22 protein-coding genes and 2 pseudogenes are annotated in these 24,633 nt (G+C 42.5%); 15 read left to right on the forward strand and 9 right to left on the reverse strand.

What is annotated here, in order from left to right:
• The first annotated feature begins 157 nt into the window (after positions 1-157).
• The 12 genes from CLIN57ABFB40_RS19700 (at position 158) to CLIN57ABFB40_RS19755 (ending at position 11,748) form a co-directional block, all read left to right on the forward strand.
• A complete protein-coding gene (locus CLIN57ABFB40_RS19700; protein WP_087209021.1) occupies positions 158-754 on the forward strand; it encodes a hypothetical protein in 597 nt (198 codons plus the stop codon).
• 4 nt (positions 755-758) lie between these two features.
• The gene (locus CLIN57ABFB40_RS19705) at positions 759-1,808 is read left to right on the forward strand and encodes a hypothetical protein (protein ID WP_087209016.1); all 1,050 of its coding nucleotides are present in this window, start codon (positions 759-761) and stop codon (positions 1,806-1,808) included.
• Between the two features lie 5 nt (positions 1,809-1,813).
• Entirely contained in the window at positions 1,814-2,476 is a 663-nt protein-coding gene (locus CLIN57ABFB40_RS19710; protein ID WP_175631595.1) for a hypothetical protein, read from the forward strand.
• Positions 2,466-3,743, forward strand: a complete 1,278-nt coding sequence (gene traM, locus CLIN57ABFB40_RS19715; RefSeq protein ID WP_175631596.1) for a conjugative transposon protein TraM — start codon at positions 2,466-2,468, stop codon at positions 3,741-3,743. The genes CLIN57ABFB40_RS19710 and traM overlap by 11 nt, the downstream gene beginning before the upstream one ends.
• Positions 3,744-3,924: 181 nt before the next feature.
• Positions 3,925-5,019, forward strand: a complete 1,095-nt coding sequence (locus CLIN57ABFB40_RS19720; protein WP_175631597.1) for a DUF4138 domain-containing protein — start codon at positions 3,925-3,927, stop codon at positions 5,017-5,019.
• A gap of 1 nt (position 5,020) precedes the next feature.
• Entirely contained in the window at positions 5,021-6,487 is a 1,467-nt protein-coding gene (locus CLIN57ABFB40_RS19725) for a DUF3945 domain-containing protein (protein ID WP_175631598.1), read from the forward strand.
• A gap of 10 nt (positions 6,488-6,497) precedes the next feature.
• A complete protein-coding gene (locus CLIN57ABFB40_RS19730) occupies positions 6,498-6,689 on the forward strand; it encodes a hypothetical protein (RefSeq protein ID WP_087209000.1) in 192 nt (63 codons plus the stop codon).
• Positions 6,686-7,897: an ArdC family protein gene (locus tag CLIN57ABFB40_RS19735; RefSeq protein ID WP_149917514.1), complete on the forward strand. Its 1,212-nt coding sequence runs from the start codon at positions 6,686-6,688 to the stop codon at positions 7,895-7,897. Before CLIN57ABFB40_RS19730 ends, CLIN57ABFB40_RS19735 begins: the two co-directional genes overlap by 4 nt.
• 18 nt (positions 7,898-7,915) lie before the next feature.
• On the forward strand, positions 7,916-8,239 hold the full coding sequence (locus tag CLIN57ABFB40_RS19740) for a single-stranded DNA-binding protein (RefSeq protein WP_175631599.1): 324 nt from the start codon (positions 7,916-7,918) through the stop codon (positions 8,237-8,239).
• Between the two features lie 10 nt (positions 8,240-8,249).
• On the forward strand, positions 8,250-10,193 hold the full coding sequence (locus CLIN57ABFB40_RS19745) for a type IV secretory system conjugative DNA transfer family protein (RefSeq protein WP_175631600.1): 1,944 nt from the start codon (positions 8,250-8,252) through the stop codon (positions 10,191-10,193).
• A gap of 18 nt (positions 10,194-10,211) precedes the next feature.
• Positions 10,212-10,640, forward strand: coding sequence for a beta-barrel fold lipoprotein (locus CLIN57ABFB40_RS19750; RefSeq protein ID WP_175631601.1), 429 nt, complete (start codon positions 10,212-10,214; stop codon positions 10,638-10,640).
• Positions 10,641-10,734: 94 nt separating this feature from the next.
• Positions 10,735-11,748, forward strand: a complete 1,014-nt coding sequence (locus CLIN57ABFB40_RS19755; RefSeq protein ID WP_149917518.1) for a toprim domain-containing protein — start codon at positions 10,735-10,737, stop codon at positions 11,746-11,748.
• 578 nt (positions 11,749-12,326) lie between these two features.
• Here CLIN57ABFB40_RS19755 and CLIN57ABFB40_RS19760 read toward each other — a convergent pair.
• From CLIN57ABFB40_RS19760 to CLIN57ABFB40_RS19800, 9 genes are all read right to left on the reverse strand, one after another.
• On the reverse strand, positions 12,327-12,947 hold the full coding sequence (locus tag CLIN57ABFB40_RS19760) for an SLOG family protein (RefSeq protein WP_175631602.1): 621 nt from the start codon (positions 12,945-12,947) through the stop codon (positions 12,327-12,329).
• Entirely contained in the window at positions 12,948-13,517 is a 570-nt protein-coding gene (locus CLIN57ABFB40_RS19765; protein WP_149917520.1) for a ribose-phosphate pyrophosphokinase, read from the reverse strand. It lies immediately after the preceding gene.
• A gap of 49 nt (positions 13,518-13,566) precedes the next feature.
• On the reverse strand, positions 13,567-13,803 hold the full coding sequence (locus tag CLIN57ABFB40_RS19770; RefSeq protein ID WP_175631603.1) for a hypothetical protein: 237 nt from the start codon (positions 13,801-13,803) through the stop codon (positions 13,567-13,569).
• Positions 13,804-14,312: 509 nt separating this feature from the next.
• The gene (locus tag CLIN57ABFB40_RS19775; protein WP_175631604.1) at positions 14,313-14,714 is read right to left on the reverse strand and encodes a single-stranded DNA-binding protein; all 402 of its coding nucleotides are present in this window, start codon (positions 14,712-14,714) and stop codon (positions 14,313-14,315) included.
• A 670-nt stretch (positions 14,715-15,384) separates the two neighbouring features.
• Entirely contained in the window at positions 15,385-15,603 is a 219-nt protein-coding gene (locus tag CLIN57ABFB40_RS19780; protein WP_175631605.1) for a hypothetical protein, read from the reverse strand.
• Between the two features lie 497 nt (positions 15,604-16,100).
• Entirely contained in the window at positions 16,101-16,694 is a 594-nt protein-coding gene (locus CLIN57ABFB40_RS19785) for a hypothetical protein (protein ID WP_175631606.1), read from the reverse strand.
• A gap of 64 nt (positions 16,695-16,758) precedes the next feature.
• Positions 16,759-17,088, reverse strand: coding sequence for a DUF2958 domain-containing protein (locus CLIN57ABFB40_RS19790; RefSeq protein WP_175631607.1), 330 nt, complete (start codon positions 17,086-17,088; stop codon positions 16,759-16,761).
• Between the two features lie 60 nt (positions 17,089-17,148).
• Positions 17,149-17,373: a hypothetical protein gene (locus tag CLIN57ABFB40_RS19795; RefSeq protein ID WP_175631608.1), complete on the reverse strand. Its 225-nt coding sequence runs from the start codon at positions 17,371-17,373 to the stop codon at positions 17,149-17,151.
• Between the two features lie 216 nt (positions 17,374-17,589).
• Complete coding sequence (locus CLIN57ABFB40_RS19800; protein ID WP_175631609.1) at positions 17,590-18,039, reverse strand: hypothetical protein; 450 nt, start codon at positions 18,037-18,039, stop codon at positions 17,590-17,592.
• Between the two features lie 363 nt (positions 18,040-18,402).
• Between CLIN57ABFB40_RS19800 and CLIN57ABFB40_RS19805 the strand changes: the two are divergent.
• From CLIN57ABFB40_RS19805 to CLIN57ABFB40_RS19815, 3 genes and pseudogenes are all read left to right on the forward strand, one after another.
• A pseudogene (locus CLIN57ABFB40_RS19805) lies at positions 18,403-21,717 on the forward strand (helicase-related protein); the annotation flags it as partial.
• Between the two features lie 656 nt (positions 21,718-22,373).
• A complete protein-coding gene (tet(Q), locus tag CLIN57ABFB40_RS19810) occupies positions 22,374-24,299 on the forward strand; it encodes a tetracycline resistance ribosomal protection protein Tet(Q) (RefSeq protein WP_175631610.1) in 1,926 nt (641 codons plus the stop codon).
• Positions 24,299-24,633 (forward strand): annotated as a pseudogene (locus tag CLIN57ABFB40_RS19815) (hypothetical protein); the annotation flags it as partial. The gene tet(Q) and the pseudogene CLIN57ABFB40_RS19815, both read left to right, overlap by 1 nt.

Below are 24,633 nucleotides of genomic sequence, written 5' to 3' on the forward strand. Positions count from 1 at the left end.
ATGAACAGTGTAGCACCCAGTATAGCAGCAGCATTATTAGGCATAGCCCTCATCTTTGTGGTTTGGGCTTTGGCCACAAAAAAGCAAAATGCACGTACATACCTGATAGCTTGGGTAGTATGCGTAATATTTACTATCACATTTATCATTTAAGCTTATGAAGAAATTATTTGGAATAATCATAATCACGACAGCCATGCTGTTTATAGGTGCAGGGAAGGCAGATGCCCAGTGGGTTGTGCATGATCCGGGACATACCTTCCTTAATTCAACAGAGTGGTACACCAACGTAAAGAAATGGATAGAGCAGATAAAGGAGATGGAAGCAGCCCAGAAATTAAGGGAGGGTTTACAGAACATAGACAGAATGAAGGAACTGAAATCTCTGAAAGAGCTTGCTGATCTGTTGGATGACGTTGCCTGTCTGAGTCAGGACTACAGCTTTTATATGAATGTAGGTTCCAACTACCACTGTTTGAAGTTTCTTAATTTTCAAAGAGTAACAGTCAATCTCAGCGTCAGTACCGACCTCCTGATGAAGGTAGCAACGGTAACAAGTTATTTCTCGATGAACTCAGAAGGAAGAATCTCCTTTATCGAACAGGTAAAGGAGTCTGTTGAAAAGGCCGCAGATGAAATGAGAGAGTTTAACGAAACAGTCAGAAGTACAGTCATTTATAAATCGATGAAAGGACACAACCGGAAGACCTATTATCAAGGTCGCCTTTCAGCCTATACAAGATATACCAACTAAGCCTATGAACCAGGACAATTTTTTGTGGGGACTCCAAATAACAGACGGCCTCACTATGGAATTAGTTTCAAAGATGACAGTTATAGCATTTGGAGTTGCAGTCATCTGTTTTATATGCAATCTGGCTTATAATTATCTGTATCACGGAGCCAGTCAGTTGTTGACATCAAATGAAGACAAGTTTCCGGACATGATGGAAATCGGCCGCTGTCTGGTACTGTTTTTCTGTCTGACAATGTATAAGCCAATCGCACAGACCATTGTAGGAACAATGGAAGTCATAAACGAAGCTACATCGCTATCTTCAGAAAGAGCCAATGAATTTGCCCAATTTATGGCCAAGGCAAGCAACGAGCAGGGTGAAATGATAGCAGAATATGAGACCAATTCACTTGAAGCGGAAGTAGCAGCCGGAGAGGACACAACAGGAGCCATGCAGCATGAGCTTGATAAAAAAGCGGAAGAGGATGAGACAACAGGATTAAGAGCCAGTATAGAGAAACTTGTCAATATCCTTAATCCGGCAAACCTTGTAGCACTTGTATTACACGCTGCGGCAGCCTTGGTTGTAGGTATCATACAAATCATAATCCTGGGTTTAGGTGTAGTTATTGTAAAGATACTGGTTATACTCGGCCCGTTTGTCTTCGCGTTCAGTATGCTTCCGGTATTTCAGAAACAGCTATCCATCTGGTTCGGTACTCTCTGTTCATCCTGTATGGTGTTCACTGTGATAAACATACTCAATCAGATTATGTGGCAGACATTAAAAGCATTATGCGAATCACCGGCCGACATGGTTGATATGGCAACACAACAGTTGCAATATCTGGGCATGGATCTGGCTCTAATCGGCGCATATTGCAGCTGTTTCTGGCTGTCGTCAAAGATTGTCGGACACAGTGATGCCGGCAAGGTTATCTCAAAGGTTATGTCGATAGCAACGACAGCAGCCACCATAGCCCTGCTTGGTGGAGCTGGAGCAGCAGCCAAAGCAACAAATGTAGGAGCTGCGGCATCAATTGGAGAAAGTATAATCGATGATAAAAAATAGCAGATATGGACTTGATGAAATTTAAAGGTGTAGACAATGCCGTAAAGATGACTATAAGACTTTCGATAGGCTACTGTGTCGTTCTTACGATAGCTTTTATTACATGCATCATCTATCAGACGATGAAGCTGGAAAAAGCTTACAGCCAGGCATTGGTCATAGACAAGAATGGGGAAGTATATGAGGCAAGTGGTATGCCAGCATCAAATATGAGAAGGTTCGAATACATCAATCATGTCAAGACCTTTGTCGGAAAATGGTATGCCTTTGACGAAAATACCTATGAGAAAAATATCACAAGTGCCCTGAATCTCATTGGGAACAAGGGGAAAGAGCTGTTGAACGAATACAATGATGTGAATATGCTCAATTCACTGGTACAGAAGAACATCAGATACGGAGTATCAATTGACGAAATAGTCATTGATATGGGAACTATCCCTGTAACAGGGAAAATACTTTTCACACAGACGGGATATAGGGCCAGAGGAAAGATTTCAAGAAAGGTAGAAGCAGAGTTCTCCATCTACGATGTATCAAGAAGTGAGGAAAATGCACACGGAGCCAAGATAGAGGACTGGATCGTGCATTATTCGGCACCAATTGAAGACAACCAGGAAGTATATAATAATACCCAACCAGAAAAATCTGACGAACATGAAAACTAATAATTTTTTAAAAGACAAAAACAAGCTTCTGATGATTATACCCATCGTATTAGGTGGTCTATTTCTCTACGTGTTTTTTGTTCACGACACATCATCAAAGGAAGTTGCGGAAAATGAAAAAGAAAGGCAAAGTGTATTGCTGGAGCCGGATTCGGAAGCAAAGGACAAAGCTCTCAATAAAATTGAAGCCTATAAACAGGATGAAAGAGAAGAGAAGGAGAAACAAAGAATCATGGATGAATCACAGGTAAGAGGTTCGGATTTCTACTTCGACCTTCAGAACAGAAATGAAAAATATGACCAGGCAACACTGGAGAAAATACGGAAAATGAGAAGAGATCCATACTCTGATGTAATGGGTGAATATGGCAGCAGCGACAGCCACCTCTCGGAACAGCTGGAAAAGCAGCTTGCGAGCATTGAGGATGAAGAAGAGTTGAAGGAGATTATAAGGGAAGCAAGGAAAAATGCTGAAATCCGAAAGGAACTGGAGCAGAACAATGTCTATAGACAAAAGATCTATAAAAGGATTATAGGTTATGATAAGGAAAAGAAAAAAGCCGAAAATCCCACTAAGCCCAAACCAGGCAGTGCAATGGACAGCCTTGTAAGCAACCAGCCTATATATATAGCCGAGAATGGCAAAAGGACAAGGAGGCAACAGGCAAGTATGCCAAGCAGCAACACCTTATTCAAGGCCTGCATACATGGAGACCAGACAGTCGTTACCGGCAGTACAGTAAGAATGCGTATGCTGGAAGATGCCGTTGTCTGTGGCATGAAAATACCGGCTAACACACTCTTTTACGGTGTGGCGACATTAGGAGCAAACCGGCTGGAGGTAGTGGTAAACAACCTGAAGGTAGGAAATACGATCAGTCCTGTTTCCTTTGTCATCTTCGACAATGACGCTATGGAAGGGCTGAACCTACCAAACAACATGAAGGCTCAGGCAGCCAAACGTATGCAGCAGGGACTTGTCCAGAATATAGATATGCCTCTTGCCTCTATCGGAACAATGACCAGCGAGATAACCAGTGCAGTAAATGCTACGACTCAGATAGCAAAACAGATATTGAATATGAAACTTTCGCAAGTCAAGGTACATCTGAAGAGCAATTATCAGATGTATATACAGGAAGAGACAAAAGAATCAAAGCTGAAACGGAAAGCTGTTCAGGAAGAATTGCAGAGACTATATGCTGAGCTTGAAGAGAACAAAAATAATCAGCCACATCCTTTGGAAACATTAATTGACAAGCTATGATTTTGAATATCTTGAATTATCTAATTGTTATAGCAACCCTGTTTTTCGGGTACAGAATCTATATATCAAGAAAGCAGGGTAAGAAATTTACGGAAATCAAACCGCTTATGGTTTCATTTTTCGCCTGTATTGTCTTGTTATGGGCGATAACAGTATTCACCGCATTTTATAATTGAAAGTTATGAAAAGAATCTATATTTTAATTGTTCTATGTGTGGCCGCATTCGGCTTAAAAGCACAGAGTCCCGAACAGGAGAGTATCAAAGCCAAGAACATTTACGTATCATTTGACTTTGTGAAGCATCTGGTATTCCCGGTACAAGTGTCCGATATTGAAGTAGGAGAGAAAGAGCTCATTTCGGCAGAAAGGGTTGAAGAAGCACCCCACGTTGTCAGACTGTGCGCACAGAGTGAAGACTTTGAGAAAGAGACAAATGTAACCGTCGTTTGTATCGACGGCAGTGTCTATACTTACCATGTGAAATATATAGCAAACGGTCTTATCGATCCTTCCCCTAACATCTATGAAGATAACGGTAAATGGGAACACAACGATTATCAGGCGGATGTCAGTGACATGCACATGGCCGAGTTTTTCTTCCCCTCAGACATTATATACGGCACACAAGGTAACGAAATGTCCTTTGCTTTACAGAGCTACAACAATCAGCTGAAGGTTTCAACAGCTAAAGATGCCGTTGAAAATTCGAATCTTTTTGTCATCGACAAGAACATGAATACATACAGCATTGTCATCCGCAGAAATGAGACTTCGGTCTTCACCTACAACTATGATGACAAGCGTGAATATACTGCCCACATCGATGTGAACAGTGAGGTGATGGACAAATGCCTTCAGGAGCTGAGAACAAAGAAAAGGAACATCTACAGTGTTGGCGAGGTAAAAAACAAGTTTGAGCTGTCAATGTCCAACCTATATGTACATGAAGACTTTATGTTTTTCATCTTTGATTTGAAAAACAAGTCATATATAGACTATGACATTGAATTTGTCAAATGCTTTCAAAGAGACATCAAGAAAAGCAAGAATGCCATACAGCAGGAAACAACCATAGATCCCATTTATACAAAGGATTTTGAAACAAAGATAAAGGGCAAAAGCGCCAACAGGCTTGTTCTGGGATTTAACAAGTTTACAATTCCGGACAACAAAATCTTTGAGATAGAACTGTATGAAAAGGGTGGTGGCCGCCACATGAAACTGGCTGTTGAGAACAAGTATATTATCAGGGCAGAACCTTTATTCGAAAAATGATATGAAACTGAAAGAAGCTTATGAGAACTATTCCTATAATAATATAGGGCAGTTCAGAGCCTTATCGGAAACTCTTGGCTATAAAACAGAATATCATGACGGAAGCTATCTTTTCCACAAGGGGGATGACAGTATCCAATTATCTTTGGATGAAATCAGATCTAAAGCAAAAGAAAACCGGAATGAACAGCGAGCCGAGGAATCAAAAGAAAAGGTTTGTTCGTTCTTTGACAAGAACAAGGCAAATGAGCCTTCATACATCGAAGAACTTAGAAAAAAAGGAATCAGTGTGATTCGGTGGAATGACATAAAGGGCGAGAACAAAGACGGTTTCACCATCATAGACCATAACCGTAAAGTATGCTATACAGGCCAGGAACTATACGAATATGCACACAACACCGGCAATCTGCTTGACGGTAAAGGGACAAAACTGGAAAAGGGTATAATGTCAGACCTGATGGATATAGGTGAGAAGAAAGGGAAGCTGCGTATGAGTGAGAACGGCATTTCCGTCTTTTACCGTAAGGAAACCCTAACCATTCCGGACAGGATGCTTGGACACAAGCTTAACAAAACGGAGAAAGAGCGTCTTCTACACGGTGATATTGTTCCTTTAGATACCAAAAGAGGTACAATTATGCTTCAGGTTGACAAGGACTTGAATTCGGTAATCGTGAGATCAAGCAAAGAAATTAAGATACCTAATGTGATAGGCAAGACCGAGGAATATGACGGATATAAGTTAACCAAAGCAGACAAATATCTGCTTGCCAACGGTCATACGTTAGAGAGTAAACTCATGCACAGCAAGGACGGATATATCCTTGCCGACATATCTCTCACAGATGACAAAAAAGGCATTCAGTTCTCAAACATACAGAGTATTACAGAAGGAAAGGCTCATGAACTGATAAAGGAGATGAGACCTAAACTGGAAGTTGTAAACCCCGTCATAGAAAATAAGGTATCGGCAGATAAAGGGCGAGACATGGACAGCGAGTTTAAGGAAGCGGTTGGTAAAAGGGACTTTGAAACGATTGACAAACTCAGGGAGGACGGTTATAAGCCAAGTGAAGATTACATCAGAGGTGTAGGAAAACAGCTGAATCTGAGTGATAATGAAATGAAGGAAGTTCAGAAGATTTTTCATGTTAAGCCGGATGAACTGAGCGAACATCAAAAACAGGCTGCCAAGCTTTTAGATGCAGCCTCAGTAGGAAATTTCAGAGTCATTCAGGACATCCAAAAAACCGGATATCAGATAACACAGAATGATATAAAAGCCATGCGAGAAAATGGCGTACAGGAAAACACCATCATCGCCGTTCAGAAGATATTCGGTCTTGAAAACAAAGGCAAGACTTTGGGTGATGTGAAGTTGGCAAGCAGTCCGAAGCCAGACAATACAAAAGAAATGGCCAGACCTATTGCCAATACTGTAAACAAGATGTTCAACGACTTATAAAAATGCAATTATGGACTACAATGAACTGGTACAGAAAAGACAGGAAGGCATCATCGATGACCTGGAGTTTCTGCTCGCTCAGAAAGATTTGGCAGAAATATATCTTGAAGACATGAAGTCAAGAGGAGAGAGGCCCAATAATGAGAATGCCGTCAAGTGGCTATGTGAATATGAGAATAACCATTTATACGAACAGTTATGAAAGAAGATTCAGCAGGTGACAAAGCACTGAAACAGTTTGCAGACCTCATGATTCAAAAAATCAAGGAGGTTGAGCATGACTGGAAAAAGCCCTGGTTCTCTCCAGAAGGTGGAGGGGGCTTACCCCAGAACATCGAAGGCAGAGTATATAATGGGATAAACCTCTTCATGCTGTACTTACTTTCGGAAGAAAAGGGTTACAGCACACCATTGTATATGACATTCATGCAAGCTAAGGAAGCCGGAGCCTCAATTATAAAAGGAGAGAAATCGTTCCCCGTAATATACTGGAACTTTTCAGTAAAGGACAAGAACGGGAACAAGATAAGCATAGAAGACTATCGGAATCTATCAGAGGACGAAAAGAGGGAATATAAGGTAACACCATATATGAAAACCTATAACGTGTTCAATGTCTCTCAAACCAACTATCCGGAAGTCCAACCTGAGAAATGGGAAAAGCTGAAGTCACAGTTTGTTCCACCGGCTCTGAAAGATGAACAAGGCATGTACACCATGCCGTTGCTCGATGCACTTATCAGAGAAAGGCAATGGATATGTCCGATATATCCGAGAGAAAGCGACAGTGCTTATTACAGGCGTGGAGAAGGATGCCATATAATTGTCCCGCTGAAGGGACAGTTTGATACTGGGGAATCCTTTTATTCAACACTGCTGCATGAAATGGCACATTCAACCGGTGAAGTCGGTCATCTGGAAAGAGAAAAAGGAGAGGTTTTCGGAGATTCCAAATACGCCAAGGAAGAACTCATCGCAGAGCTAACTTCTGCTTCATGCGGTAAAACCATGGGTATATCAACCTGTATAAGGGAGGAGAATGCGATGTATCTGAAGAGCTGGCTGTCAGCATTGAGTCAAGATCCGAAATTCATATACACCATTCTTTCCGATGTGGCCAAGGCAAGTGCGATGATACAGGAGAAGGTTTACGGAATGGAACCTAAACTGAGCAATGATGAAAAATTCTTACTGGCGGCAAGCCAGGGCGATGAAGATAAGTTGAAAGAGTTGAAAGAAGCCGGCTATAACCCTTCGTTGCTTATGATAGACAGGCTAAATGTCAATGTAAGCAACAATGAAGGGAAAGAGGCAGTAAGCAAGGTGTTTGGAATAGATTTTGAAACTAACAAAACAGCAGAAATGAGCAAGGAAATGGTCAAGCCTGCTGAAATAACAATGAATATTTAACCCCTAAATCGAAGAATTATGTTTACAGGACAATTAATCGGTTATGTAGGTGCAGACGCACGTTCAAACAAGAGTGGTAAAGGATTTTATTTCCCTGTTTCATCAAAGTTTAAAGGAGTTGGAGACACTGAAGACAAGACTCTTTGGATAACTTGCTTTGTAAACTTTGACACAAAAATCATGGAATATATCAAAAAGGGTACTCAGGTATATGTGACAGGAGATATATTTATTGATGTATTCAAGAAAGAGGACGGAAACTGCATACCGTCTGTAACCATGAACGTAAGCCGTGTAGAACTGCTCGGCAAGAGTGAGAAGAAAGACGAGACTAACGCATAAAGATTGAACTATGGAAAAAGAAAAGAAAGACCTGTCATTCATCCTTATACTGCTATCTACTCTGATAGGTATAGCTGTATTATTCCAGTGGGCTATAGTAAACGGTTTGTATGTTCCGGTCAGGAATCAGGCCATGTGGGAAAAACTGCTGGTAAAGGGAATCATGTTCCGTTTCCTGTATGTGATACTCATCGCCGGATTAGCTTTTCTTTTTCCATATAAGAAACCTGATGATGAAAGTAAAAAATGGTTTTACACAAGTCTGACCTTAATGACGGCCACTATACTTGTGGTTGGTTTCAGTGAGTTGTCAAACTGGTATAATCTATTCGTATTCCCGGTGATATTTGTAGCCTACACATTGTTAATCATCAAGACAATGCCTTACTTCTTCAGGAGACATGTCAAGTCAGATGAAAGTATATTCGGCCTGAGTAATGTGGAATCACCCTTTTATTTCAGATTTGAGACAGCAAATGGGCCACTTACCATCCACAAGCCACAGCAGAATATATATATTGACGGAGGTCCGGGTTCAGGTAAATCAGAAAGCTGGATAAAGGGAATGATTTATCAGTGTGCGGAAAGGAATTATGCCGGGTTCATCTATGACTGGGAGGGTGATCCGACAAAAGAAAACTCACCGATACTTTCAAGAATAGCTTACGGAAGTATCGAATACTTCAGGAAGCAGGGCAGGGAGGTACCTAATTTTGCCTACATAAACTTTATAGACATGTCGAGAACCGTCAGGGTTAATGTTCTATCACCAAAGTATATGTCAAAGGGTAATGAGTCCTTATTCATAAGGAATATAATAGTGACACTTATGAAGAATTTGGAAGCAAGCTGGAAAGAAAAAACAGACTTTTGGGCGAACAATGCAATAAATTATGTATATTCGATAGCTTATAAATGCTTCAAGGAAAAAGACCTTGGTATCTGTACCCTACCACATGTTATAGCATTTGCCTTATCTGACAGCAACCTTGTTTTTGAGTGGCTATCTGAAGATCCGGAAATAGCACTTAATATGTCAGCCATGTTAACAGCTTGGAAATTGGGAGCTCAGCAGCAGACAGCCGGAGCTGTTTCTTCAGCACAGACACCACTTGTTCTATTGAACAACAAATATATATTTTGGGTTTTGTCTCCGCTACCTGAAGAAGAGTTCTCACTGGATATAACAAACAAGGAACATCCTACTTTAATGTGTGTTGGTAATGCGCCCACTATTAAAGAAGCTGTATCACCGGCCATCAGCTGCATTGGCAGTGTGCTGATGTCTCAAATGAACAATCCGGGAAAGGCAACAAGCGTATTCATGGTTGACGAGTTTCCTACAATTCTTCTGCAAGGTATAGACACATTTATCGGTACAGCACGAAAACACAATGTTTCCACCATACTGGCCGTACAGGACTTCAATCAGGCAGTTAGGGACTATGGAGAAAAGAGTGCCAATATTCTCAAAGCCTCCTGCGGAACACAGGCTTACGGCATGACAGGAAATGAGAAAACAGCCAAAGATATTGAAAGTCTGTTCGGCGAAAAGAAGGAAGCCCAGGAAAGTTACTCTCACCAGGAAAGTGGTGGAGGAAGCCGAACAGAAAGCCTCCAGAAAGAGAAAGTCCTGAAAGCCCGTGAAGTGGCCGGACAGTCAGCAGGACACTTTATCGGAAAGATAGCTGGCGGACAGCCTCCTTTCTTCAATGCACAAATGAACATGTGTCGTTTTGAGGAAAAAGAAATACCACCTTTCTCTCTCCCGGTAAGACTTGATGAAGGTAACGAAAAACTCGAACTGGACATACTTGAAGAAATCGTGCAACAGAATTATATTAAGATAATAAATGATGTGAATGAGGTTTTGAAAGGCGTTGAAGAAAAAATCAAGAAACGCAATAATCCTGATACAACACACAATCAGAGACAAGAAAGAAATTTTAATTAACTAATAAATTGAATTATCATGAAAAAGTTTTTTGCAACATTATTAGCAGCAGTAAGTTTATTAACAGTATCATGCAGTAAGGATGATGATCCGACAACAGGAAGCAGTGAAGCAGGTGTATATAGAATAACAATTGAGGTCAGTGGAACTAATGCAAAAGGATTCGCACATATAACAAATCTTGACAAGGTTAATATAAGGAACGAGAAAACTGGAGATTCTTCACTGTCAATAGATGATGAATTTACGACAAGTGCAAGTTATGTAACAGAAGGAAAGGTTAAGGAAATTGCCGCACAGGGCATGGTACATTCAAACGAAAAAGCAAGTGTAAGAATGAAGGTGACCAAAGATGGGAAAACTGTTTTTGATGAAAGCAAAAGCATAAATCCGGAAACTGGTACCGGTAAAATAGGCGAACTCAGGTTTACAACAATTTCGCAATAAGTTGTAATTTTGCATGATTATTATAGAACTATAAAGTTGTAAAGCTGGATAATTTTTAGTATCTTTGTAATATATAAAACACTGATATTCAATAATGAAAGTTGATTTTAACAGACTAAAAACAGAAATTTCCCTCCCTGATTTTCTCTTAAATCTGGGTTGGAAATTTGTGGCCGGTTCTTCTAACAGCTGTCCTAAAATGAGTAATGGTACACATACCATTGTCATCAAGCGGAATGCACAAAATCAATATACCTATTGGGATGTACACAGCGACAATGTAAGAGGCAGAACAATTCTTGACATGATGCAGGAACATCTGTTTGAGACAACCGGAAAGCAACCGACATTAAGAGAAGTCGGTGAAATCTTACAAAACTACATAAATACGAACCAGATAATTACTCCGGAAAACAGCAGATACGATGTTGGTAACACGAGCATGAGTACAGACGAACTGACAATGTACCTCAAGCAGCTTTTACCTTATAAGGGTAATTATCTACAAAAACGCGGTATATCAGAAGAAAGTATAGATAGTCCGGTTTTTAAAGATGTCTTTCTAATTAGGGAAGTTAAGAACAAAAATACCACATACAGAAACATCTGTGTAAAGATGTACAATGATAAGGGTGTTCAAGCTATCTCCCAAAGGAATGAATCTTTTAAAGGAATATTAGGAGGTAAGTTTGATTGCTTGGCTCTCAGCAACCACGATAAAAGCAGACCTATTGATATACTATATGTCGGAGAGTCTATCATAGACTGTATATCTCACTATCAACTGTGTCACAAGAATACAAGTTTGAATCTTGTTTATGTATCTACAGAAGGTACACTTACCGAAGGACAAATGCAGTTGCTTCGTATCATTATCAGTAAGAATGAAGTGAAGTCACTACGGACTATATTCGATAATGACAAGCAGGGTTATAAGTACACGCTATGGCTTGATAATAACCTTAGAGGTATGCAGCATGATGTAGAGCAAATGGATAGTGAGGAATTAAAAAATACAGCTTACCGGGTTCAGAATACTGAGTTTCCACAAAAGAAAGATTGGAATGATGACCTGAAAGCAGCAACTATAGAAAAGGCCGCCGATTAAAGGCGGTCTTTTTTTTACATGACAAATTAAGCATTAATTATAGTCAATCAATAAGTATAGTATCTCTGTTGCATAATTTCTCCGACAGGAAATTTTCTCTCAGGCATACTTTCGGAAAAGAAGATAGTTTAATCCATGATTTTGTATGATGGTTGAATTTTTTTACCACAAGTTTATCTGATGGTGATATTCGTATTACCTGGAAACCGGCTTCGCTCAGGTTTATGAGATCAGACACCTTAATCCGTTCACTCGCATTAAAAATATACTTGGATGAATGGCGCATAATGGATATACTGAATTCAATATCTGAGAATTTAGATGATTTTTCAATAATGCACCAACTTGGTATTTGACAAGCGCACATTTGTTTTAGTATATAGATTCCTTCTTCATTCTTACTTATCTTTATGACATTGAAATCACCTTGTAGTGCAATTTTAAGCAATTCCTTTTCACGCATACTTAATTTAAAGATTATTAGATAGTTGTATGTGTGCAAAGATAATGGATTAGTGCCTCAAAGGGCACTTTTTTTGCTACTTTTTGCATGAAAAAGTAGAAGATCCATCTACAGCCTATTTCTTGAATAGGTTGTAGATGGTCAATTTCTTTTCACGTGCCTTCCTCACGGTGTAAGATGTACCACCCAAAGACTTTTCATCCCAATAAGCAATAAGCTGGCATGAGTGTGAAATCATGTAGTCGTTACGTTTAAGGTAGGCGATATTTGAAAAGTCTTTGGATATGGTCACTACTTCATCTGCCTGCTTAAGGATGTTCAGATACCTGTTCTTGTTCTCTGTATTGAAATATTTGTCTTGGTCAGGAAAAGGCACAACAACAATAAGAACTATGTCACAAAATTCTGTCTTAAGGTTTAGGACTGCTTCTGCTGCAATGGTATCGAAGCCAACTGCTCCACCGGCATAAAAGAACCTGGCGCCGTTCTTATAACAATATCTTATAGCTTCCTTCACCCTATCAGAAGTTTGCTTATAGTCTATGACTTGGCGGTGTCCAGTGAAAGAGGTGGACAGATGGCTGAGCCATTTGTCCCGCGATTTTCTGCAAATATCAAGGGTGGCTCCCGTTGTATCGTACTTCAGTCCGTTATGTGCTATATAACTATATAAAAACAGGGTCTCCGTCTGAAAGAGACCTGTTTTTATCGTTTTATATGTTTCTATTGCCTTCATTTAATTGGTTTTATAAACTGTTTTACCTATAAATAAACCACCCAAAACTTCTGCACCCAATTTCTCAATCTTGTTGGCGAATATTGCGTAAGCGAATCCCTTTGTAAGAATATCGTCAAACACTATTACTTTTTTGCCTTTGAAAAAATCTTGGTCGAACTCGATTTCTTGTTTGTTGTGGATGTCGTTTTTATCTACATTATCATGCTCGGCTGATTTTTCACCTTTTACCTTGATATGGTCGTATGCGTTACACATTCCGCAAAGTTGGCAAACCATAGAAGAAAAGTTCTTGTATCTCTTTTCGTTCTTCTCTGCGCTTGATGCCGGAACACAAGCAAAGATAATGTTTTTTGTCTCCGTTCCGTAAAGCTGAATGAGCTTGTTTGCAACTAAATGAGCTACATTAGAGAATGCCTTGCCGTCTTTAAAGTCCCAAATTAGTCTGCGGATTTTCCACTCCTCCTGAGTTGCGTTTCTGTTCTTTGTCGAAAGGTATGGATAAAAAGAATACATCATCTTTCTCCACTGCTTGTCCAAACTTGGGTATTTACCGAATGTTGCTGCCATATCCGTATGCTTTAGAAGGTTAAAAACTTAAATTATTCTTCAGCTAGATTTAGACCTTTTTTTGAAAACCTTTGTCTTGGTTTGGTCTTTTGTCCGCTGACTTTTTTTTTTGAGATTTATTCCCCAACTGAGTTTGAGCCTTTTTTTTACGGCTTATCGAGGTTTGGGAAAGTGGAATTAGAAAAGTTTTGAACGAAAAAAATGTTGGGGCAGCGTAAGCCGTCATCGTTATTTTTTTCAGGGCAAAGGCTGGAAGCCGGAACTCTTTCATTTCCACAACACCCATATACCTTTGCCGTATAAAAAGAAAGGCTCTTAGATGGGGAAACACCGACAAATGAGGAAGCGGACAGCAGAAAAGACCAATGAAAGACAATCGAAAAACGAGGTATACCGATTATATCCTGGGTAGATAAGGAGCTTTAGCGACAACCTTAACAGGGTGGAGGGTTGGCTGCTTTGCAAGCTGTCGTAATGCCAAGGCTTTGCCTTACCTTAGTCAAAAGAAGACACGCCATCCCAGATGACGGAGTGCAACAGCGCAGCCGTTGTACCCCAGGCAGCAGGGATGGTGTGTCATACGGGTTTACAATGAGGAAGGGAACGAACCTGGAGTCATGGCGATGGGTGAGAGAGAGAACCGCATGAGCTGTTCTGCCGCCTGAGTGCGCTTGAGCAAGTGAAGGTCAAGGAACAGTGAATACCTTAATGGGGTGGTGGGAGTAAGAGAACTGCGTGTACGCAAGAATAATCCTCGAAAGGGCATAAAAAAAGGGTGGCCGAAGCCACTCTTTTCTATTTTGAAGTTTCCTTCTTGGTTCTTTTCGTCTTGTTGGAAGCCTTAGCCGGTTTCTCTTCCTCCACCTTGTCAGGGGCGAGATAGAACTCGACGGCTACCATTGTAATTCTGTTACGCTTCTGGCCTGTCTCCTTGTCAGTCCACTCTTCGGGTTTGAAATACCCTTTGACTGTTAGAAGTGCACCCTTCTTGATGATGTCAAATGCTGTGGCCGCCTCATTCTTGCGCCAAGCCTCGATAGCCATGAAAGCTGAAGTGTAGGTAGTTTCCTCCCCCTTCTTTTCAGCTCTGTTGACTGCGATAGAGAAGCGTGCAACGCTTGCTGTATCAAAATTATTCACCTGAGCATCATTAGCTACGTAACCAGTCACTGCGAAAGTATTTTCAATCTTTTTCATATGGAATGAATTTTAGAAGTTAATTAATCATTTTTACGGTGCTTCAATAAGGAACAGACTCTGTGGTAGCCATGAAAAAATGTACGAATACTCTTTTTGTGCCTGCAGAAAAAGGAAGATTCTTATATTTTTTATTGGATAAGATGGCAGCAGATAATTGTTCCCTGAATACTCTTTTTGTGAGCATCAGAAAAAGGAAGATTCCGGCGTAAATAGGCAGAGCCGGTATTTGCGAATCGTCCACCGACACTTTCGGAAAAAAGTGGAAGCTGTTCCATAACTTTGCACCAAGGAAATATGATTTGACTTCGCCGGAAATTCATTTGGAAAGATTGAGGTTCGCAACGGTGTAGTGCATGATGCTCAGACCGATTTGAACTTACAGCAAGCGTGCTTTTCGAAGCAGTCTTACGATAATGAATTGGGGGAGGTACGGTACATGACCGGCCGGCTGTCGAGGCAGCATGAATGAGCAACAGCAGTACCAACGTAAGGGAAAAGGGGGCATAAGAGTCAATGACCGTTGTTTCCCGAAAGAGTGGCAGGAGACAGGTGCGTTGAAGGATTAAGGTAGCCGAGCTATGCAGCACCGGTGGAGGGGGAGTTACAGGTGTAGCGGAAGACGGAAAGACCAAGAAGAATTGAATACGGAAAGGCTTCAGCCACAACCTTAAAAGATGCCCTTTCGAGACTCCTCTGTCCCGGCATCCGTGATGACGGGCTTTCTTTCCGGTGGGAGAAACAACGTGAAGCTGCGGCAAATATACAGAGGATATGTCAGGCATGACGTTCCGGAAGCAAGCGATGGATCGGCATGGCTGACTTGACCGTTTGCCTGTCTGTATGTTCTGCCCAGTCCGAAGCGCAAGCCTTGGACAGGGCTGAACATACAGACAACCAGCTTATACCTTAGTAATGGGGTGGGTGGAGGAAAGAAAAAAGTAGAAAAGAAGAAAAGATATAAAGAAGTAAATATATAAAGATGAAACACTGAAAAATAATAAAACGATAATTCCAATGAAGAATATTGTATGTTCAAATACATTGAAGGCTTGTTCAAAATCCGAATTTAAAACAAGCCTTTAAGTTCCTTTTCAAGAGTGCTATAATGCTACTTCTTAATAAAGTATTCTATAGCAGAATGCACCAGAATATAATGTGTCGGTGTGCTTCTGCATTGAGATGCATAAGGATTAGGAAAATCAAGTGCAAGGGAGTTATATAGATTTGGAATTTCCTTCTTGATTCTTTTGACAAGCAATCTGTATGAACATGGTCTTGCATATCTCATGAGCTGTTTCCATCGGGTGATGGTAATTTCGGTACAATTTGTTTCGTACATCATAGTATTTCAAGTTTAAGCCTGGGGCGGTAGCCCCAGGCGGATTAAACAACGGATATTTCATTAATTATTAGAAATGTATCATCATTATTGAAGGCAGAAAGTTTGTCATCGGCTTCTGATATATTATTAAGCCTTATACCGGTCATTTTTGCTATAACTTCTGCAACCTGCTCAAATGTATCATAGTATTCGATACCCTCTTTCTCACTGTCAACCATATAACGGAATGAGTAGAACTGACCTTCTATGTCATTAGTTTCAAAGATTCCGCAACCCGGCTCTTCCGAATAATAGAAAAGCTGAAGGTCGTATTTTTCTGCAATCTTGTCCATCAGTTCCGAACAGGCAACCCAAGCCGTTTCAGTAGTCAACTTCAAAGAAGCCATATCGTTGTCATGGTCTTCTATCTCTTCTTCTATGTAGGATATTTCACCTCTGGCTGGCAATTCTTCTTCAACATCTGGCAAAAGGCTTTTTTTAATGTACCCGAGCCAATAAGAGTTACCCAAGAATGTAAAAGGTTTGCTTTCCTTTGTTCTGTCAATATCTACGGTCTTTTTCAAGTCTGTATATAGTCTCTTTATATTCTCCTTGTTACCGTAAAGTGTATAGTCTGTAGTGTTCCAATTTGGCATAGCTGTAAATATTTATTATTATTAAAATAGATGATTTGTTTGTTTCAGATGAAGTTTGCAGAGCTTAATGCTCTGCAAATGGTATCTTCTTAAGACAGTCCTCAATAGTGTAGCCTTTTGGCAAGGTATTGTCTATCTGGGCGGTTATTCCTTTTATGTTCAGTTCCTTAATCTCTGAAAGTCTGACATATCCGAACTCCCACTCAAATATGTGGCAATATCCAAACATGAGCCAGTCATCACCTTCCTGACTTGCCTCGGTAATAAGCCAGCAGGCTTCAGTAAAAGGCATGTGGAATACTGCAATGACTTCGGCTTTTTTGCCTTGTCCGTCTTTAGAATACAATGGGTTGGCGTTGAACTTTGCCAAGATGTCGTTTGTAAGTGTTATCATATCGCTTGAACTTTAATTAGTTAAACTTGAATTATTCTTCAGCTAGATTTAGACCTTTTTTCAGAAAGTTTCCTTCCCCTTGTCTTTTGAATCTGCTGACTTTTTTTTTAGAGATTTATTCCCCAACTGAGTTTGAGCCTTTTTTTTACGGCTTATCGAGGTTTGGGAAAGTGGAATTAGAAAAGTTTTGAACGAAAAAAATGTTGGGGCAGCGTAAGCCGTCATCGTTATTTTTTTCAGGGCAAAGGCTGGAAGCCGGAACTCTTTCATTTCCACAACACCCATATACCTTTGCCGTATAAAAAGAAAGGCTCTTAGATGGGGTAATGGACAAGAAAGAGGGAAGCAGGATGACCGGATAAAGACAAGGGGAAGGAATGGACAAAGAAAAAGGTGTGCAGCATAAACACCGGAACAGACACAAGCTGTCTGTTACATGGCGAAGATCCGTTTACGGTGCTTCGCTTCGGGTAGGCAATGCGGCTGTACCAGGCACTCATATTATTCAATGCGTGTATCAGGTGGGAGATAAAGGTTGTTAAGGCATAGCCTTAGCTCCGTATCGGAGCATGATGCGGATTGGGTATGTGTGCCTTTCTTGCCCGGTTCTTGCCTGTCTGTAAGCCTGTGAGCAGACTGACAAGTGCCGTAAGGAGGGCAAGAATACAGCCGGTACCTTGATGGGGCGGTGGGAGAAAGAGAACTGCATGAACGCAAGAACAAACACAAGGCTCTGCCTTTCCTTATGTAGTCCACACCCAGCCAGCATACGGAGCACATCAGCGCAGCCGTTGTGCCCCAAGATGCCGGACGGGTGTGGTATAGGGTAGGAAATGAGTGGAGTGCATGGTCGGAAACGGAGTCTTTGGCCATGCAGCGCAACGGATGTCCGCTGCCTCTGTCCGGAGGTGACCATGCAATAGTCACCAGAGAACAAAGGCAACCGGACATACCTTAGAAGGGTGGTGGGAGTAAAGTCTGCGTGTACGCAAGGACTACAGCCAAGGCTCTGCCTTACCTTAGTCAAAAGAAGACACGCCATCCCAGATGACGGAGTGCAACAGCGCAGCTGTTGTACCCCAGGCAGCAGGGATGGTGTGTCATACGGGTTTACAATGAGGGAAGGGAACGAACCTGGAGTCATGGCGATGGGTGAGAGAGAGAACCGCATGAGCTGTTCTGCCGCCTGAGTGCGCTTGAGCAAGTGAAGGTCAAGGAACAGTGAATACCTTAATGGGGTGGTGGGAGTAAGAGAACTGCGTGTACGCAAGAATAATCCTCGAAAGGGCATAAAAAAAGGGTGGCCGAAGCCAAGAGGCATGGATGGGTGACAATCCCGAAAATGAGCGTATGCCGGAGGTGAAGCAGGCGTTGGAGGCTCTGAAAGATGCCGAGCCGCAGCGCATCGCCTTCGAGGATCTGGACTTCAATTTCGGGGAACGCTGGATTCCGACGGGTGTCTATGCCGCCTACATGAGCCGGCTGTTCGACACGGAGGTGAAAATCGCCTATTCCGCAAGCATGGACGAGTTTTCGGTTGCGTGCGGCTACCGCACCATGAAAATCACGGACGAGTTTCTGGTAAAGGGGTATTACCGGAACTATGACGGTATGCACCTCTTGAAACACGCCCTGCACAACACCTGCCCCGACATGATGAAGTCCATCGGCAAGGACGAGCATGGCAACGACATCAAGGTGCGCGACAGCGAGGGCATACAGCTCGCCAACGCCAAGATTGATGAAATCCGCAACGGTTTCTCCGAATGGCTCGAAGAACAGTCGCCGCAGTTCAAGGAACGGCTGACGACAATGTATAACCGCAAGTTCAACTGTTTCGTGCGCCCGAAGTATGACGGCTCGCACCAGACCTTCCCCGACCTCAATCTGAAAGGCTTGGCAAGCCGGGGTATCAAGAGCGTCTATCCCTCGCAGATGGATTGCGTCTGGATGCTGAAACAGAACGGCGGCGGAATTTGCGACCACGAGGTGGGAACCGGCAAGACGCTGATAATGTGCATCGCCGCGCATGAGATGAAGCGTCTGAAATTGGCACATAAGCCGATGATTATCGGGCTGAAAGCCAACGTTGCGGAGATTGCCGCCACCTATCAGGCGGCATATCCCAACGCACGTATTCTGTACGCTTCGGAGAAGGACTTTTCGACCGCCAACCGTGTGCGCTTCTTCAATAATATAAAGAACAACGACTACGATTGTGTCATCATGTCGCACGACCAGTTCGGCAAGATACCGCAGTCGCCGGAGTTGCAGCAGCGCATCCTGCAAGCGGAGCTTGACACGGTGGAGGAAAACCTCGAAGTGCTGCGGCAGCAGGGAAAGAACGTGTCGCGGGCTATGCTGAAAGGTCTGGAGAAGCGCAAACACAACCTTGAAGCGAAGCTGGAGAAGGTGGAACATGCCATAAAGTCACGCACGGACGACGTGGTGGATTTCAAGCAGATGGGCATCGACCACATCTTCATAGATGAGAGCCACCAGTTCAAAAATCTGACGTTCAACACGCGCCATGACCGTGTGGCGGGACTGGGCAACAGCGAGGGAAGCCAGAAGGCACTGAACATGCTCTTTGCCATACGCACCATACAGGAGCGCACGGGCAGAGACTTGGGAGCGACCTTCCTTTCGGGTACTACCATCAGCAACTCGCTGACGGAGTTGTATCTGCTGTTCAAGTATTTGCGTCCGAAGGAGCTGGAACGGCAGGACATCCGATGTTTCGACGCTTGGGCGGCGATATTCGCCAAGAAGACGACGGATTTTGAATTTAACGTGACGAACAACGTGGTTCAAAAGGAGCGTTTCCGCTACTTCATCAAGGTGCCGGAACTTGCCGCCTTCTATAATGAAATCACGGACTACCGCACGGCAGAGGACGTGGGCGTAGATCGTCCCAACAAGAATGAGATACTGCACCACATACCGCCCACGCCGGAGCAGGAGGACTTCATACAGAAGCTGATGCAGTTCGCCAAGACTGGCGATGCCACACTTCTGGGCAGGCTGCCGCTTTCGGAAACGGAGGAAAAGGCGAAGATGCTTATCGCCACCGACTACGCCCGCAAGATGGCACTCGACATGCGCATGATAGACCCGCATTATGAAGACCACCCCGATAACAAGGCGAGCCACTGTGCCAAGATGATCGCGGAGTATTACCAAAAATACGACGCGCAGAAAGGCACGCAGTTCGTTTTCTCGGACTTGGGGACATATCAGCCGGGCGACGGGTGGAACGTCTATTCGGAAATCAAGCGCAAGCTGACGGAGGATTACGGCATACCGCCAAGCGAGGTGCGCTTCATTCAGGAGTGCAAGACCGACAAGGCTCGGAAGGCGGTGATAGACGCCATGAATGCCGGAACGGTGCGTGTTCTGTTCGGCTCCACCTCCATGCTCGGAACGGGTGTGAACGCACAGAAAAGGTGTGTGGCAATTCATCATCTCGATACGCCGTGGCGACCGTCCGACCTGCAACAGCGTGACGGACGCGGAGTTAGAGCCGGAAACGAAATTGCCAAGCATTTCGCCGGGAACAACGTGGACGTAATCATCTACGCGGTGGAGAAGTCACTGGACAGCTACAAGTTCAACCTCCTGCACTGCAAGCAGACTTTCATCAGCCAGCTCAAAAGCGGTGCTATGGGGGCGCGTACCATCGACGAGGGGGCAGTGGACGAGAAATCGGGCATGAACTTTTCGGAATATATGGCGTTGCTATCCGGCAACACCGACCTGCTGGACAAGGCGAAACTTGAAAAGCGCATCGCCTCGCTCGAAGGGGAACGCAAGTCGTTTAACAAGGGCAAGCGTGATTCGGAGTTCAAGTTAGAGTCGAAGACGGGCGAGTTGCGTAACAACACGGCTTTCATAGATGCCATGACGGAGGACTGGAACCGCTTCCTTTCGGTGGCGCAGACCGACAGGGAGGGCAACCGCCTTAATATAATAAAGGTGGACGGTGTGGATTCCGCCGATGAGAAGGTTATCGGAAAGCGTTTGCAGGAGATAGCGAAAAACGCCACTACGGGCGGGCTTTACACACAGGTCGGAGAACTGTACGGTTTTCCGATAAAGGTGGTGAGCGAGAGGATACTCAAAGAGGGATTGGAGTTTACCGACAACCGCTTCGTGGTAGAGGGGAACTACAAGTACACCTATAACAACGGACATCTGGCAATGGCTGATCCGATGGCTGCCGCCCGAAACTTCCTGAACGCGATGGAGAGGATACCCTCCATTATCGACCAGTACAAGGCGAAGAACGAGGTGCTGGAGAGGGAGATACCGCAGTTGCAGGAGATAGCGGGCAAGGTGTGGAAGAAGGAGGACGAGCTGAAGCAGCTGAAATCCGAACTTGCCGCCCTTGACCGAAAAATACAGCTGGAACTTGCGCCGCCCACGCCCGAAGTCGCCGAAAAGGAGAAAGAAGGGCAACAGGTCAAGCCGGAAGCGGAAGATGTGAGGAACAGGCAGGCGCAATATCCCGAAAATGCACCGCCGCAGATACGCAGTCCGGCGGATAGTATCGTTGCCAACCATGTCATAATCGGGCGTCCGGGACTGTATGCCAAGGAGGAAACCCGGTTCAAAGGATTGAAAATATAACCTTAGGAATTTTATCTGAAGTATTAATAAGGGCTATCCCAAAAGGTCTAAAAGTAAATTTTATCCTTTCTGCAAGTATCTGTAGGATGGCAACTGCATTTTTTTCTTTTTGGGCAGCCCTTATTAAAATTTATTCTTATTTTAGGTTATATACATTCATGTCCATTTATGTAAAAAATCCTGCTGACCTTGTTTATGTCTTGTCAGTCACCATTTGCAAAACCATATTTGACCCTCAAAGAGGCTGAATTTGATAAGCAACTTGCTACATACTCATAATAAGGAGCTAAATAGAACACGAATGGGAAATACTCAAATGCCAAACTAAAGAAGATATTGGCCAAAATAAACGCTATACCGAGAGAGAAACTTGATTTTTCAACTTCCTAAAACAGTGTTGTTCAAACATTTCTACTTATTTGTACTTACCAGTTGAACCTACGTTTCCCTAATAAAATGTCTATGGTAAAAAGTTAAAAAATCCTCCTACTTTTGTTAGATATATTTTTTTGTGTAATTTTGTAATCGTTATGCGGCAGTAATAATATACATATTAATACGAGTTAGGAATCCTGTAGTTCTCATATGCTACGAGGAGGTATTAAAAGGTGCGTTTCGACAATGCATCTATTGTAGTATATTATTGCTTAATCCAAATGAATATTATAAATTTAGGAATTCTTGCTCACATTGATGCAGGAAAAACTTCCGTAACCGAGAATCTGCTGTTTGCCAGTGGAGCAACGGAAAAGTGCGGCTGTGTGGATAATGGTGACACCATAACGGACTCTATGGATATAGAGAAACGTAGAGGAATTACTGTCCGGGCTTCTACGACATCTATTATCTGGAATGGAGTGAAATGCAATATCATTGACACTCCGGGACACATGGATTTTATTGCGGAAGTGGAGCGGACATTCAAAATGCTTGATGGAGCAGTCCTCATCTTATCCGCAAAGGAAGGCATACAAGCGCAGACAAAGTTGCTGTTCAGTACTTTACAAAAGCTGCAAATCCCGACAATTATATTTATCAATAAGATTGACCGTGCCGGTGTGAATTTGGAGCGTTTGTATATGGATATAAAAACAAATCTGTCGCAAGATGTCCTGTTTATGCAAACTGTTGTCGATGGATCGGTTTATCCGGTTTGCTCCCAAACATATATAAAGGAAGAATACAAAGAATTTGTATGCAACCATGACGACGATATATTAGAACGATATTTGGCGGATAGCGAAATTTCACCGGCTGATTATTGGAATACGATAATCGCTCTTGTGGCAAAAGCCAAAGTCTATCCGGTGCTACATGGATCAGCAATGTTCAATATCGGTATCAATGAGTTGTTGGACGCCATTTCTTCTTTTATACTTCCTCCGGCATCAGTCTCAAACAGACTTTCAGCTTATCTCTATAAGATAGAGCATGACCCCAAAGGGCATAAAAGAAGTTTTCTTAAAATAATTGACGGAAGTCTGAGACTTCGAGACGTTGTAAGAATCAACGATTCGGAAAAATTCATCAAGATTAAAAATCTAAAGACTATTTATCAGGGCAGAGAGATAAATGTTGATGAAGTGGGTGCCAATGATATCGCGATTGTAGAAGATATAGAAGATTTTCGAATCGGAGATTATTTAGGTGCTAAACCTTGTTTGATTCAAGGATTATCTCATCAGCATCCCGCTCTCAAATCCTCCGTCCGGCCAAATAAGCCCGAAGAGAGAAGCAAGGTGATATCCGCTCTGAATACATTGTGGATTGAAGACCCGTCTTTGTCCTTTTCCATAAACTCATATAGTGATGAATTGGAAATCTCGTTATATGGTTTAACCCAAAAGGAAATCATACAGACATTGCTGGAAGAACGATTTTCCGTAAAGGTCCATTTTGATGAGATCAAGACTATATACAAAGAACGACCTGTAAAAAAGGTCAATAAGATTATTCAGATCGAAGTGCCGCCCAACCCTTATTGGGCCACAATAGGGCTGACTCTTGAACCCTTACCGTTAGGGACAGGGTTGCAAATCGAAAGTGACATCTCCTATGGTTATCTGAACCATTCTTTTCAAAATGCCGTTTTTGAAGGGATTCGTATGTCTTGCCAATCCGGGTTACATGGATGGGAAGTGACTGATCTGAAAGTAACTTTTACTCAAGCCGAGTATTATAGCCCGGTAAGTACACCTGCTGATTTCAGACAGCTGACCCCTTATGTCTTCAGGCTGGCCTTGCAACAGTCAGGTGTGGACATTCTCGAACCGATGCTCTATTTTGAGTTGCAGATACCCCAAGCGGCAAGTTCCAAAGCTATTACAGATTTGCAAAAAATGATGTCTGAGATTGAAGACATCAGTTGCAATAATGAGTGGTGTCATATTAAAGGGAAAGTTCCATTAAATACAAGTAAAGACTATGCATCAGAAGTAAGTTCATACACTAAGGGCTTAGGCATTTTTATGGTTAAGCCATGCGGGTATCAAATAACAAAAGGCGGTTATTCTGATAATATCCGCATGAACGAAAAAGATAAACTTTTATTCATGTTCCAAAAATCAATGTCATCAAAATAATGGAGCGGTCAGGAAATTTCTATAAGGCAATACGGTTGGGATATATACTTATCTCCATTCTTATCGGATGTATGGCATATAATAGCCTCTATGAATGGCAGGAGATAGAAGCATTAGAACTTGGCAATAAAAAAATAGACGAGCTCCGAAAAGAAATAAACAATATCAATATTCAAATGATAAAATTTTCTCTATTGGGTGAAACAATACTGGAATGGAACGATAAAGATATCGAGCATTACCATGCACGGCGTATGGCAATGGACAGTATGCTCTGCCGTTTCAAGGCCACCTATCCAGCAGAGCGCATCGATAGTGTGCGCAGTCTTTTAGA

It is taken from the genome of Bacteroides acidifaciens, assembly GCF_903181435.1.
Classification (GTDB): Bacteria; Bacteroidota; Bacteroidia; order Bacteroidales; family Bacteroidaceae; genus Bacteroides.